Below are 12,636 nucleotides of genomic sequence, written 5' to 3'. Positions count from 1 at the left end.
GCTGCAGCAGCCAGCAGGCAGCACTATTGCCGGTGAGCAGCATGAACAGGTGTCGACGCCTGCGACAGTGCAGCGACACTTCTGCGACAGGTGTCGCAGTCACGCTGCGCGCAAATAAATGGCGGCGGCGATGATTGCGCGCTTGTACAGGCCCGCCCTTATCGCAGAGAATACAGGCGCAGTGCCGTTGAGGGAGAGGGGGAGCGCCATGCCGACAAGGGAAGACCGGAGGCTTGGCATCCAATTTGCTCTGTCGAGGCACAGGCAGTGTTGACCACCCGGAACAGGGAGCTGCACGCCCGATCCAGCACCCCTGGTAGCGCCGGATTCAGCGATTTTCAAAATTACAAACAGACAGACAGGAGACAAGCAGATGGAACAATCCACTGGCAAGATCACGCGCCGCCATTTTCTGAAGACGGCTTCGGTGGCCTCGGCTGCCGCCGCTACCGGCCTGGTACCGACCTCCGCGCATGCGGCCGAGTTCACCTTCAAGTACGCCAACAATCTGCCGGTGACACACCCGATGAATGCGCGCGCCAAGGAAATGGCCGCGGCCATCGCGGAACAATCCAAGGGCCGCATCGAACTGCAGCTCTATCCCAACAACCAGCTGGGCACCGATACCGACATGCTCTCGCAGGTGCGTGCGGGTGCCATTGATTTCTTCACGCTCTCGCCGCTGATCCTGGGCACGCTGGTGCCGGCTGCGCAGATCTCCGGCATCGGGTTTGCCTTCAAGGATTACAGCCAGGTCTGGCCGGCCATGGATGGCGAGCTGGGTGCGCACGTGCGCAAGCAGATCGAAGCCAAGTCCACGCTGTTCGCCTTTGAAAAGATCTGGGACAACGGCTATCGCCAGATCACCAACAGCACCAAGCCCATCAAGGCGGCCGACGACCTCAAGGGCATGAAGCTGCGCGTGCCGCCCAGCCCGCTGTGGACCTCGATGTTCAAGGCCTTCGATGCGGCCCCGACCTCGATCAACTTCGCCGAAGTCTATTCGGCCCTGCAGACCAAGATCGTGGAAGGCCAGGAAAACCCCATGGCCATCATCTCCACCGCCAAGCTCTACGAAGTGCAGAAGTACTGCTCCATCACCAACCACATGTGGGATGGCTTCTGGTTCCTGGGCAACAAGAAATCCTTCGAGCGCCTGCCCAAGGATCTGCAAGACATGATGGCCCGCATCATCAACGAAGCCGCCATGAACCAGCGTGCCGACGTGCGCAAGCTCAACGATTCGCTGGTCGATGAAATGAAGGGCAAGGGTCTGGCCTTCAACAATGCCGATGCCGATTCCTTCCGCGCCAAGCTGCGCAGTGCCGGTTTCTATGCCGAGTGGAAGAAGAAGTTCGGCGACGAGCCCTGGGCCCTGCTGGAAAAGTACACCGGCAAGCTGGCCTGAGCGCTTCGTTTGCCGGGGCTCATGCCTGCATGAGCCCGTGCGCCGGAGTGCTGCCCTCGCCGTGAGGGCAGCGCTCCCGCCCTGAATCCATTTCGCTGGAGCTTGATGATGGAAGCTGCAATGACTTACCGCGCCCCGGTCAACATGAACCCGGCTGCGCGCGCGCTGGTCGCATTCAATCGCATGGTGATGCACGTGGTCGGTGCCGTAGCCGCCGCCCTGGTGGTGGCTGAAACCGTGGTGCTGCTGACCGGCGTGATCTACCGCTATGCGCTGCATGACCCCCTGGTGTGGTCGGATGAACTGGCCTCGATCCTCTTCATCTGGCTGTCGATGCTGGGGGCCGTGCTGGCGCTGGACCGCGGCGAGCACATGCGGCTCACCGCCATCATCAACAAGTGTTCCGAGAAGGGCCGCGTGTGGCTCGAAACGGTGGCCGCGCTGGTGGTCTGCATCTTCGTGCTGATGGTGATCCACCCGGCCGTGGACCATGCGGTGGAGCAGATGCCGATCACCACACCGGCGCTGGAAATCCCCGATGGCCTGCGCGCCGCAGCCCTGCCGGTCGGTGCGATCCTGATGCTGCTGGCGGCGGTCTCGCGCATGGCGGCCATGACGACGATGCGACTGCTGCTCTCGGCACTGGCCGTGGTGGCCGTGATTGCGGGCGCGCTGTGGCTAGCCAAGCCCATGCTGCTGGGCATGGGCAATTACAACCTGATCGTGTTCTTCGTGCTGCTCATCGGCGTGTGCGTGGCCGGCGGCATCCCCATCGCGTTTGCTTTCGGTACGGCCACCATGGCCTATCTGGCCCTGGCCACTACGGCACCGCTGATGATCGTAGTCAGCCGCATGGATGAGGGCATGTCCAGCCTGATCCTGCTGTCGGTGCCGCTGTTCGTGCTGCTGGGCTCCTTGCTGGAAATGTCGGGCCTGGCCAAGACCCTGATCGACTTCATGGCCGCGCTGCTGGGCCACGTGCGCGGCGGCCTGCAATACGTGCTGCTGGGGGCGATGTTCCTGGTCTCCGGCATCTCCGGTTCCAAGGCAGCCGACATGGCCGCGATTGCCCCGGCGCTGTTCCCCGAGATGAAGAAGCGCGGTTCCAAGCCGGAAGAACTGGTGGCCTTGCTGTCCTCCTCCGGTGCCATGACCGAAACCATTCCGCCGAGCCTGGTGCTCATCACCATCGGTGCGGTCTGCAGCGTGTCGATCACGGCGTTGTTCATTGGAGGACTGATGCCGGCGGCCATTGCCACCATCGCCATTGCGGTCGTGTGCTGGATGCGGGCGCGCCGCGAGCCGATGCCGGATGTGCAGCGCGCGCCGGTCTCGCTGATCGTCAAGACCCTGATCGCGGCCATTCCGGCGCTGGCGCTGCCCATGCTCATCCGCGTGGCCGTCATCGAAGGCGTCGCCACGGCGACCGAAGTGGCCACTATCGGCGTGGCCTATACGGTGGTGGTCGGGCTGATCATGCACCTGTTCCTGAAGCACCTGAACTTCAAGCGGCTCTATCCCATGCTGATCGAATCGGCGGCCTTGTCGGGTGCCATCCTGCTCATCATCGGCATGGCTACCGCGATGGCCTGGGCGCTCACGCAATCGGGATTCTCGGCCAAGCTGGTGGCGCTGATGCAGGGCGTGCCGGGCGGCGGTGCCGGGTTCCTGCTGATCACCATCGTCATCTTCATCGTGCTGGGCAGCCTGCTGGAAGGCATTCCCGCCATCGTGCTGTTCGGGCCGCTGCTGTTCCCGGTGGCGCGTTCGCTGGGCGTGCATGACGTGCACTATGCGATGGTGGTGATCCTGGCCATGGGCATCGGCCTGTTCGCACCGCCTTTCGGGGTCGGCTTCTATGCCGCCTGCGCCATCGGCAAGGTCTCGCCGGATGGCGTGTTCAACCGGGTCTGGGGCTACCTGGCCGCGCTGGTGGTAGCGCTGCTGGTGGTGGCCTTCGTGCCCTGGATTTCCATCGGTTTCCTCTGATCCCCGCATGAGTCTTGCGAGCGATCGGGAAGCTTCCTTGATTGACCTGTCAATGACGAATTAAAAACGGCGGCCCCCTTTCCCTCTTCCGGGGCCGCCTCCATCCACGGAGACAATATGAATCGCAATGATAGCGGCGCCCGCGTGGCGCTCGTGACGGGCGGAGCCATGGGCATCGGCGCCAGCATTTCTGCACAACTGGCCGCCAAGGGACACACCGTCCTGGTGGCCGACATCAACCTGGAAGCGGCGTCCAAGACCGCCGATGCGCTGGTGGCTGCCGGCCATCGCGCAGCCGCGCTGCAGATGGATCTGGGCAGCCCGGAGGCGATTGCCCAGGCCTTCGCCCACATCGAGAAGGATTACGGACGCTGTGACGTGCTGGTCAACAATGCGGGCGTGGCGCGCACCTATTCCTTCCTGGACTATCCCCTCGACAACTGGCTGCAGACCATGAACGTCAACGTGACCGGCGTGCTCTTGGCGGGCCAGCACGCGGCGCGGCTGATGGTCAGCAAAGGCTGGGGGCGCATCGTCAACATCTCTTCCATCTCGGGCATCCGCGCCGGTGCCGGCCGCACGGCCTATGGCACCTCGAAGGCGGCGGTCATCGGGCTCACGCGCCAGATGGCCATCGAGCTGGCGCAGTACGGCATCACCGTCAACAGTGTCGCACCCGGTCCGGTCGACACGCCCATGACCCAGGCCATGCATTCGGAGCAGACGCGCGAGAGCTATTACCGCCTGGTCCCGATGCGTCGTTATGGCACCGCCGATGAGATCGCCTCGGCGGTGTGCTATCTGGCGGCGGAGGAATCGGCCTACATCACCGGTCACGTGATTCCGGTCGATGGCGGCTTCGTTGCCGGTGGCGTGCTGGAAATCTGAGAGGGCATCGATGGACAAGCTCATGCAAGACAAGGCCATCATCGTCACCGGTGCCGGTTCGGTGGGCGAGGGCTGGGGCAACGGCAAGGCCGCTGCCGTGCTGTATGCGCGCGAGGGCGGCCGGGTGCTGGCGGTAGATCGCAGCATCGAAGCCGCATTGGAGACCCAGGAGATCATCCGCCGCGAAGGTGGCGTGTGTGAAGTGCTGGCGGCGGACGTCTCGCGCAGTGCCGATGTGAAAGCCATTGCAGAGGCGGCCATGGCGCATTTCGGGCGGGTCGACGTCTTGCACAACAACGTCGGCATCGCTGAAGTGGGCGGGCCGGTGGAGACCAGTGAAGAAAGCTGGAACCGGCTGGTGGCCGTGAACCAGACCAGCCTGTTCCTCACGCACAAGTACGTGCTGCCCATCATGGAACAGCAGAGGAAGGGCGCCATCGTCAACATTTCCTCGATGGCGGCGTTGCGCTGGATCGGTTTTCCCTACCTGGGCTATACGGCGACCAAGGCGGCGATCCTGGCCTTCACCAAGAATGTGGCGTCGCAGTATGCGCCCATGGGCATCCGCGCCAATTGCGTACTGCCCGGCATGATGGATACGCCCATGATCCGCGAGCCGCTCAAGGCTTCCTATGGCGGCGACATCGAGGAAATGCGCGCCAAGCGCAATGCGCAGTGTCCGATGGGCTTCATGGGGGATGCGTGGGATGTGGCGCATGCCTCGCTGTTCCTGGCGTCTGACCGCGCGCGCTACATCACCGGGCTGGACATGATTGTCGATGGCGGGCTGTCGTTGCGCTGTGTCGGGTGAGTGCGGCTCGTTGAAGCTTGTTTGTTGACCGCGGCCAGGCGGGCGTGGAAGCCGACCTGCTGCGGTTTGATGCCCGGACGTGCAAGAACGTCCGGGCTTTTTTCATCGTCCCGGCAATGATGAAACTTGTCTCCCGGAGGAAATTCGCATATCTTGTTTGCTTGTTTAGACAAAAATTGTCATGAAAGTGGATCAAGAATGCTGCTCGAATTCGGATTCAAGAACTTCTTGTCCTTCAAGGAAGGGACGTCGGTTTCCTTCAAGCTGGATTCCAAGACGCCGGAAACGGTCCGTTCAGGACGCGACTTCGCGACAGTCATGTGCGTCAAGGGGGCCAATGGCAGCGGCAAGACGCATCTCCTGAAAGCGCTCGCCTTTGTCGGCAGTTTTGCCTCCAGTTCATTCAGCGAAAATCCTGACGCCGAGATCGCAATCGATCCCTTTTTCTCGTCCAAAAAGCCCACCGAGTTTTACGTCGAATTTCGCACGGAGGAGGCGCAGTACTTGTACGAACTGTCGGTGACCAGGAAGAAGGTGGTGCGTGAAGCGCTCTATGAGACGGTCAAGCGCAAGACCCTGTTGTTCGAGCGTCTTGGCGACGAGGTGCATCCGGTGAAGCGCCTCCATTACCTGTCTTCCATCAAGATCCGTTCCAATGCATCCGTGATCTCCATTTCAAATCAGCACGGAGGCGATGCGCTCAAGGGCGTGCACCAATTCTTCAGCCGCATCCGCTTCAATGTCACGCAGTCCGGATTCTCGACACGCGGAAGGATTTTTGACGCCAACACGGTCTCACGATTCTTTGTCGATCAACCTACGTATCTGCGGCAGGCAGTGCAATTCCTGCAGGAGTGCGACGTCGGCATTTCCGATATCACCATCTCTGTCGAGGAAAGCGTCGACAAGGAAAAGCGCTATTTTCCGGTCTTCCATCACAAGGTGGGCAACAAGACAGAAATGGTCACACCCAGCACCGAATCGAGCGGAACGCTTTATCTTTACCGCCTGATGCTGGCGTATTTCCTCACCATTGCCGAGGGCAGCGTCCTGGTGCTGGATGAATTCGATATCTACCTGCACCCCCATATCCTGCCCAAGATCCTGCGCCTTTTCCTCGATGAGGAAATCAATGGCCATGGCGCGCAGTTCCTCTTCAGTGCCCACAACTCGGAAATTCTCGATATCTGCGGCAAGTATCGGACCTATCTGGTCAACAAGGAAAACAACGCCAGTTATGCTTACCGGCTCGATGAGATCCCCGGAGAAATGCTCCGCAACGATCGATCCATCATTCCTGTGTATAACGAAGGCAGAGTAGGGGGAGTCCCGCGCTTATGACGAGGTTCAAGAATCAGGCCAAGCAGAATTTCCTGGCGTCGATACCGACGTGCAGCATTGAGCATCCGTCAGACAACTTGTCAGCGCGTTGCAAATTCAACTTCTCGTATTTCGAGCATCAGGCTGCGGGCCAGGATTTCAGCCAGTGGTCCAGGGAGCAGCTGGTGGCTTTCATGCAGAAGCTCAAGGAGTTCACCAGGGAATCACTGGACTACTGGACCAGGCAACCCGTTGGCAAGACCGGAAGCGTGTTGTCCTTGTATGGCGGTTTTCCGGCGCGGTCCGAATTCGTCCATCCCAAGCATGTGCCGCACGAGGCATGTTGGGCGCGCTTCCGGCTGGATTGGTCTTCACGGCTTTGCGGCTTTGTCATTCCCAAGGCGTATGCGGGCAAGCAGCACAACGGCTACGCATTCTGCGCCAACACCTTCTACGTCGTCTTCCTTGATGACCATCACAAGTTCTATCTGAGCAAAGATCGCGGTTATTGATTGCGAGCAGGGCCTAGCCGGTCTGCATCTTCCCCCACACCTCCACCGCCGTCTCCGCAAACGTCCGTATGCAGGGATTGGTATTCTCCCGGTTCCAGATCACCGCCACCTCCACCGTCGGCGCACCGATCAGCGGTTTGAAGACCGTGGTGTCCAGATGCATGGCCTGCATCGAGGTCGGCACCAGCGCCACGCCCAGGCCTTCACCGACCAGGTTGACGATGGTCTGCTGCAGGTTGGTCTCCAGCACGATGCGGGGACGGAAACCATGCAGCTGGCAATGCTGCTGGATCAGGTCATACACCACCGGCGCAATCGGACGCGGAATGCTGATGAAGGCATCCTCGGCCAGCTCGGCGGCCGAGATGTCGGGCTTGTGCGCCAGCCGGTGCCCGCGCGGCAGCACCGCCAGCAAGGGCTCGGCATAGATGGTGTGGCTGTCGAGCCGGCGGCAATCCTCGGGGCGATACATGATGCCCACGTCGATCTTCTCATCCTCGAGGTCGGTGGCCAGCAGGTTGGGCACGTATTCGCTCAGGCGCATGTCCACCTCCGGATAGGCCGCCGAATAATGGCGCGTCACCGCCGGCAGGATGTTGTAGGCCGAGGACATCATGAACCCCACCTTCAGCGCACCGCTCTGCCCGGTGCTGGACGAGGCCGCATTGCGCTTGGCCCGCTCCAGTGCCTTGAAAATTTCTGTGGTGTCGCGATAAAAATATTTGCCCGCTGACGTCAGCTGGATGGCGCGTTTGCTGCGGTCGAACAATTGCGCGCCCAACTCCCTCTCCAGCGCCGCAATCTGCCGTGTCAGCGGCGGTTGCGAGATATGCAGCAACTCTGCCGCGCGTCCGAAATGGAGGGTTTCTGCTACGGTGCGGAAATAGGTGAGGTGTCTCAATTCGATCATTTGATACCTTCAAGGTATTGATTCTGTCTGTACATTGTATTGGAAGTCATGGATCGGACTGGCTATTCTTTGCCGCAGACGTGCCGTTGCGACACGTCTCCGGGCCCGCCCCAGGCGGGTTCCCGCGCATAAAGAACCGGTCCCGAGGGAAGCCGGCTCGATAAAAAAAGCAGTCCAAGACAGGAGACCATCATGCCGACCACCCCGGTAGCGCAGCCCTTGCCTGACAGTGACGTTTGCCTCACCCCCGCACCCCTTTCGGCTTCCACGCGCCACGCCCCGCGCTATCGCGACATCGGCCAGCTCGCCGCCGGCGACGAGCTGATGCGCGACCTGGTCGAGCGCGGCAAGCGCCTGATCGATCGCGGCATTCCCGTGCTGATCCTGGGCGAGACCGGTACCGGCAAGGAATACCTCGCGCGCGCCCTGCATGACTACAGCGCGCGCCGCCGCGCCAGCTGGATCGCCATCAACTGCGCCTCCATCCCCGAGAGCCTGGCCGAAAGCGAATTGTTCGGCTACGCCAAGGGGGCCTTCTCCGGTGCGCTGCCCGGCGGCATGAAGGGCAAGGTCCAGCAGGCCGATGGCGGCACGCTCTTCCTCGATGAAATCGGCGACATGCCCTTCGCCCTGCAGACACGCCTCTTGCGCGTGCTCTCCGAACGCGAAGTGATTCCGCTGGGAGCATTGCGTCCGGTACCGGTGGATGTGCAACTGATCTGCGCTACCCACCAGGACCTCAAAACCCTGGTCGCCGAAGGCCGCTTCCGTGAAGACCTGTATTACCGCATCGCCGGTGGCGTACTGCGTCTGCCGGCCCTGCGCGACCGCAGCGACCGGCCCGCGCTGGTGATGCAGATGATCGCCGATGAGCTTGGCCATGCGGCCGACGAGAGCATGCTCGATCCCGCCGCCCTGCAGCGCCTGCTGGCCTATCCCTGGCCGGGCAATCTGCGCCAGCTGCATGCGGTGATCCGCTACAGCTGTGCCGTCATGAATGACGGCCGCATCACCCTGCGTGATCTGCCGGAAGAACTGATGCAGTTCCAGCCCGCCACGCTGGCGCAGGTGCTGCCGCTGCACCGTCCGGCATCGCGCCTGGCCGCCGGGAGCAGCAGCCAGGCCAACGCCGCCGATCCAGGGCGTGATGAACGCACCCGCGTCATCGAAGCCCTGAACGGCAGCCGCTGGAACATCTCCGCCGCCTCGCGGCAACTGGGCATGTGCCGGGCCTCGCTGTACCGCAAGCTGCGGCAGCTCGATATCCCGCATGTGCGCGATCAGGCCATGCCTGCGCATGCTGCCTATGCGGTTGCCTGAAACGATATAAATCATTTGCGCAGCATCTGGTGCAGGGCAAGAGCGTTCCCCGGCGCGCTTGCCAGCATTAAATTTCTGTTAATGCTCGTGCGTTTGTCATTCACTTGAAATAAATGCCCGCTACCCTCAGCCAGTCAAAAAGGGACAAGCGAAGGTGCCGGTCTCGGCACCATGATCAGGCGGGTGGGGATTGCGTAAGCCGTTATCGTTCGAGCCGCAAGGGCTGCTGACCAGACTGCTCGCGGGCAGGGGCGTGTCGGCGGGCATGGTGCTGCTCGCCGCCGGCGCATTGTCGCTGCTGTGGTATTTCACGCTGATCCGCATCGAGAATGAAAAACAGCTGGCCATCGCCGGCTCGGTGGCCGACAGCCGCAACGTGGCCGCCATCGTCTCGGCCAATCTGGATGAAGTGCTGGGCAAGACCCTGCTGTATTCGCGCATCGGGCAGTCCATGCTCAATGGCGAGCAATCATCCTCGGCGTATTTCAATCCGCTCTTCAATGGCGACTCGGCCTACCTGCGCGTGGCCATGTTCGATGCGCGCGGACGGCTGGTCTATTCCTCGGCACGCCAGAAGAGCGAGCCGGAACTGAGCCGTCTCATCAATGCCGGTTTCATGAGTACGCTGACCAGTACCGGCGAACAGAACCAGATGATCATCAAGCCACCCCTGAACCGCGACGGCTACAGCTGGCGCGTGCCGCTGCTCATTCCGCTGCAGGATGGCAAGGGAACGCTGCAGGGATTCTTCGCCGCCATTCTCGATCTCGGCTATTTCCTCAAGACCTATGAAGAGGTCAGCGTCGATGGTGCCAGCCGTATCGAGATCATCAACACCGCCGGGCTGCAACTGGCCGAGCTGGCCGGGGGCATCCTCTCGGGCGGCTCCAACTACGCCGGGCAGGAGTACGCCACCTTCCTGCTCACCGGCAAGGGCGATGGCCTCATCCATGCACTGCGTCCGGGTGATGCGGCCCAGCATGTGGGCGTGCAGCGCCGGCTGGCGCATTACCCGTTGGCGGTGGTGGTCAGCCGCGACCAGCAGGTGCTGCTGGGCAAGCTGTGGCCGGCGCACCGGCAGTATTACCTGCAGGCCATCCTGATCTCGCTGCTGGTGGTGGTGCTCTCGGGCGGCCTGATCGCGATGGCGCACCGTCGCCGTTTCCTGTACGAGCAACTGCTGTATTCCGAGCGCGAGAAGAGCGGCCTGATCCAGCAGCTGGAACAGGAAAAGAGCCGCGCCTACCAGCTCGCCTCGCACGATTACCTGACCGGCATCCCCAACCGCATGCTGTTCTACGAACTGGCCGCCACCGAACTCTCGCGGGCGCGGCGCAGCCGCAACCTGTATGCGCTGTTCTTCCTCGATCTCGACAAGTTCAAGCTCATCAACGACACGCTCGGCCATGCCGTGGGCGACGCCCTGCTGCAGGAAGTGGCACGCCGCCTGCGCGCGGCCGTGCGCGAATACGACCTGGTGGCGCGGCTGGGCGGCGATGAATTCGTGGTGCTGGTGTCCGAGATCCGCAGCGAGGAAGTGGTTGCCGAGATTGCCGACAAGCTGGTTGAAACCCTGCGCGCACCGTATCCCGACCTGCTGGGCTGCGATGTCGAAACCGCGCCCAGCATCGGCATCGCGCTGTATCCGCGCGATGGCCAGAGCATCACCACGCTGATGACCAATGCCGACTCGGCCATGTACACCGCCAAGAGCACTGGCAGCGGCCTCTACCGTTTCTACGATGCCTCGCTCAATGCGATTGCGGTGCGCGGGCTGGAGTTGCTGGGACGCTTCCGCCAGGCCCTCAAGGAAAACGAATTCTGCCTGCACTACCAGCCCAAGGTGGCGCTGCAGGACTATCGCGTGGTCGGCATGGAAGCGCTGATCCGCTGGCAGCATCCCGAGCATGGCCTGATCTTTCCCGGCGAGTTCATTGGTCTGGCCGAAACGCATGACCTGGTCCAGCCGCTGGGCCACTGGATCATCGAGGCAGTCTGCCGGCAACTGGCGCAATGGCGTGCCGACGGGCTGCCGCTGGTGCCGGTGGCCATCAATGTCTCGGCCAAGCAATTGAATGACGAGCGCCTCATCGCCACCGTGCGCGAATCGCTGCAGCGCCATCAGCTGAGCGCGCATTGGCTGGAGATCGAGGTCACCGAGAGCTGCTTCATCGCCGACCTGGAACAGGCGCGCCAGACCCTGGAAAAACTGCGCGACGAGGGGCTGCGCATTTACCTGGATGACTACGGCACCGGCTATTCCAGCCTCAGCCACATCAAGGCGCTGCCGGTGTATGCGCTCAAGATCGATCGCTCCTTCGTGCGCGACATCCGCAACGACAACAGCGACGGCATGATCGTCGCTTCCACTGTCACGCTGGCCCGCAATCTCGGCTTGAAGGTGGTGGCCGAAGGCGTGGAAACCCGTGAACAACTCATGCACCTCAAGCTGATGGGCTGCGACGAAGTGCAGGGGTTCTATCTGCAACGCCCGGTCGCCGCCGCACAGCTGGTGCCGCTCCTGCAGAAAGGCAGCTTCGATTTCTCATGATGACCCGCATCGCTTCCCTGTCCCTGGCCGTTGGTGCGCTCTGCTGCCTGCTGTTGGCCCTGCCGTCGCTGGCCGCCAACCGCAGCGCCTGTGAACGGCCGCAGCGGCTGCGCTTTTCCTTCGTGCCGCAGGGGCGCGACGTCGACCAGCAATCGGCCCTGGCACCGCTGGTGGAAGAATTGCGCGAACGGTTGAAGATGCCGGTGGACGTGATCATCCCGACCTCCTACGGCGGGGTCATCGAAGGACTGATCGCCGGCGCCATCGATGTCGCGCGGCTGGGGCCGGCGTCCTACGTGACGGCGCGCAAGGGCGATCCGCAGATTACGCCTTTTGCTTCGATGGAGCAGGTGGAGCCCAATTTTGCGGCGCAGGGCGGCGTGTCGTCGGTGTATTACGCGCTGCTGATCACGCGCCAGCAGGGACCGTATGACAGCGTGGCCTCGCTCAAGGGACGGGTGCTGGCTTTGGCCGACCCCGACAGCACCTCGGGCGCGCTGATCCCGCGCCACCTCTTTGCGCGCCAGTACAAGCTGCAGTTCGACCAGTATTTCTCGCGTATCGGCTATTCAGGCAATCATGAGAAATCGGTCATGGCCGTGCTGAACCACAATGCCGATGCGGCTTTCGTGGCCAGTACCAATCTCTCGCGCATGATCAGCGACGGCCAACTCAAGAAGAGCGATGTGCGGGTACTATGGCGTTCGGGGCCGATTCCTTTCGACCCCTTCGTCTATCGGGGCCAGCTGTGCGCCGATATCCGCAACAAGATCCGCGAAGTGTTCCTGGACAAGAACGCGCTGCGCGTGAAGCTGGCCCTGGACAACCTGCGTGCCACCCACTTCGTGCCGGTGCACGACGCGGCTTACCAGATCATCCGTGCATTGCCGTAACGGCGGGCTGCACGGCGCTTTGCAGGAGAGAAGC

At 62.1% G+C, this 12,636-nt stretch carries 10 protein-coding genes; 9 read left to right on the top strand and 1 reads right to left on the bottom strand.

Annotated features, from left to right (window positions below):
- Nucleotides 1-373: 373 nt before the first annotated feature.
- The 6 genes from MKD49_RS05700 to MKD49_RS05675 all read left to right on the top strand — a co-directional run bounded on the left by MKD49_RS05700 (nucleotide 374) and on the right by MKD49_RS05675 (nucleotide 6,928).
- A complete protein-coding gene (locus tag MKD49_RS05700; RefSeq protein ID WP_252695719.1) occupies nucleotides 374-1,408 on the top strand; it encodes a TRAP transporter substrate-binding protein in 1,035 nt (344 codons plus the stop codon).
- Nucleotides 1,409-1,513: 105 nt separating this feature from the next.
- Nucleotides 1,514-3,397 carry a TRAP transporter large permease subunit gene (locus MKD49_RS05695; protein ID WP_034329143.1) on the top strand — a complete coding sequence of 628 codons (1,884 nt, stop codon included), beginning with the start codon at nucleotides 1,514-1,516 and terminating at the stop codon, nucleotides 3,395-3,397.
- 117 nt (nucleotides 3,398-3,514) lie between these two features.
- Nucleotides 3,515-4,285 carry an SDR family NAD(P)-dependent oxidoreductase gene (locus MKD49_RS05690; protein ID WP_252695718.1) on the top strand — a complete coding sequence of 257 codons (771 nt, stop codon included), beginning with the start codon at nucleotides 3,515-3,517 and terminating at the stop codon, nucleotides 4,283-4,285.
- 10 nt (nucleotides 4,286-4,295) lie between these two features.
- Nucleotides 4,296-5,096 carry an SDR family NAD(P)-dependent oxidoreductase gene (locus MKD49_RS05685; RefSeq protein ID WP_252695717.1) on the top strand — a complete coding sequence of 267 codons (801 nt, stop codon included), beginning with the start codon at nucleotides 4,296-4,298 and terminating at the stop codon, nucleotides 5,094-5,096.
- 198 nt (nucleotides 5,097-5,294) lie between these two features.
- The gene (locus MKD49_RS05680; RefSeq protein ID WP_252695716.1) at nucleotides 5,295-6,437 is read left to right on the top strand and encodes an ATP/GTP-binding protein; all 1,143 of its coding nucleotides are present in this window, start codon (nucleotides 5,295-5,297) and stop codon (nucleotides 6,435-6,437) included.
- Complete coding sequence (locus MKD49_RS05675) at nucleotides 6,434-6,928, top strand: hypothetical protein (protein WP_209582398.1); 495 nt, start codon at nucleotides 6,434-6,436, stop codon at nucleotides 6,926-6,928. The genes MKD49_RS05680 and MKD49_RS05675 overlap by 4 nt, the downstream gene beginning before the upstream one ends.
- Before the next feature lie 13 nt (nucleotides 6,929-6,941).
- On the opposite strand, the gene MKD49_RS05670 is transcribed toward MKD49_RS05675, so the two are convergent.
- Complete coding sequence (locus MKD49_RS05670; protein WP_039786956.1) at nucleotides 6,942-7,838, bottom strand: LysR family transcriptional regulator; 897 nt, start codon at nucleotides 7,836-7,838, stop codon at nucleotides 6,942-6,944.
- A gap of 192 nt (nucleotides 7,839-8,030) precedes the next feature.
- On the opposite strand from MKD49_RS05670, the gene MKD49_RS05665 reads away from it, so the two are divergent.
- The 3 genes from MKD49_RS05665 to MKD49_RS05655 all read left to right on the top strand — a co-directional run bounded on the left by MKD49_RS05665 (nucleotide 8,031) and on the right by MKD49_RS05655 (nucleotide 12,602).
- Nucleotides 8,031-9,158, top strand: coding sequence for a sigma-54-dependent Fis family transcriptional regulator (locus MKD49_RS05665; protein ID WP_252695715.1), 1,128 nt, complete (start codon nucleotides 8,031-8,033; stop codon nucleotides 9,156-9,158).
- A gap of 265 nt (nucleotides 9,159-9,423) precedes the next feature.
- Entirely contained in the window at nucleotides 9,424-11,709 is a 2,286-nt protein-coding gene (locus tag MKD49_RS05660; RefSeq protein ID WP_252695714.1) for an EAL domain-containing protein, read from the top strand.
- Nucleotides 11,706-12,602 carry a phosphate/phosphite/phosphonate ABC transporter substrate-binding protein gene (locus tag MKD49_RS05655; RefSeq protein ID WP_204725978.1) on the top strand — a complete coding sequence of 299 codons (897 nt, stop codon included), beginning with the start codon at nucleotides 11,706-11,708 and terminating at the stop codon, nucleotides 12,600-12,602. The genes MKD49_RS05660 and MKD49_RS05655 overlap by 4 nt, the downstream gene beginning before the upstream one ends.
- Nucleotides 12,603-12,636 lie beyond the last annotated feature (34 nt).

The organism is Herbaspirillum sp. WGmk3 (assembly GCF_023952535.1).
In the GTDB taxonomy this organism is placed as follows: Bacteria; Pseudomonadota; Gammaproteobacteria; order Burkholderiales; family Burkholderiaceae_D; genus Herbaspirillum; species Herbaspirillum huttiense.
This window is presented reverse-complemented; position numbering and strand designations above follow the sequence as displayed.

What these genes read in the sequence shown, in the direction of transcription:
- MKD49_RS05700 (WP_252695719.1), top strand. Translation starts at nt 374, where the DNA reads ATGGAACAATCCACTGGCAAGATCACGCGCCGCCATTTTCTGAAGACG.
- MKD49_RS05695 (WP_034329143.1), top strand. Translation starts at nt 1,514, where the DNA reads ATGATGGAAGCTGCAATGACTTACCGCGCCCCGGTCAACATGAACCCG.
- MKD49_RS05690 (WP_252695718.1), top strand. Translation starts at nt 3,515, where the DNA reads ATGAATCGCAATGATAGCGGCGCCCGCGTGGCGCTCGTGACGGGCGGA.
- MKD49_RS05685 (WP_252695717.1), top strand. Translation starts at nt 4,296, where the DNA reads ATGGACAAGCTCATGCAAGACAAGGCCATCATCGTCACCGGTGCCGGT.
- MKD49_RS05680 (WP_252695716.1), top strand. Translation starts at nt 5,295, where the DNA reads ATGCTGCTCGAATTCGGATTCAAGAACTTCTTGTCCTTCAAGGAAGGG.
- MKD49_RS05675 (WP_209582398.1), top strand. Translation starts at nt 6,434, where the DNA reads ATGACGAGGTTCAAGAATCAGGCCAAGCAGAATTTCCTGGCGTCGATA.
- MKD49_RS05670 (WP_039786956.1), bottom strand. Translation starts at nt 7,838, where the DNA reads ATGATCGAATTGAGACACCTCACCTATTTCCGCACCGTAGCAGAAACC.
- MKD49_RS05665 (WP_252695715.1), top strand. Translation starts at nt 8,031, where the DNA reads ATGCCGACCACCCCGGTAGCGCAGCCCTTGCCTGACAGTGACGTTTGC.
- MKD49_RS05660 (WP_252695714.1), top strand. Translation starts at nt 9,424, where the DNA reads ATGGTGCTGCTCGCCGCCGGCGCATTGTCGCTGCTGTGGTATTTCACG.
- MKD49_RS05655 (WP_204725978.1), top strand. Translation starts at nt 11,706, where the DNA reads ATGATGACCCGCATCGCTTCCCTGTCCCTGGCCGTTGGTGCGCTCTGC.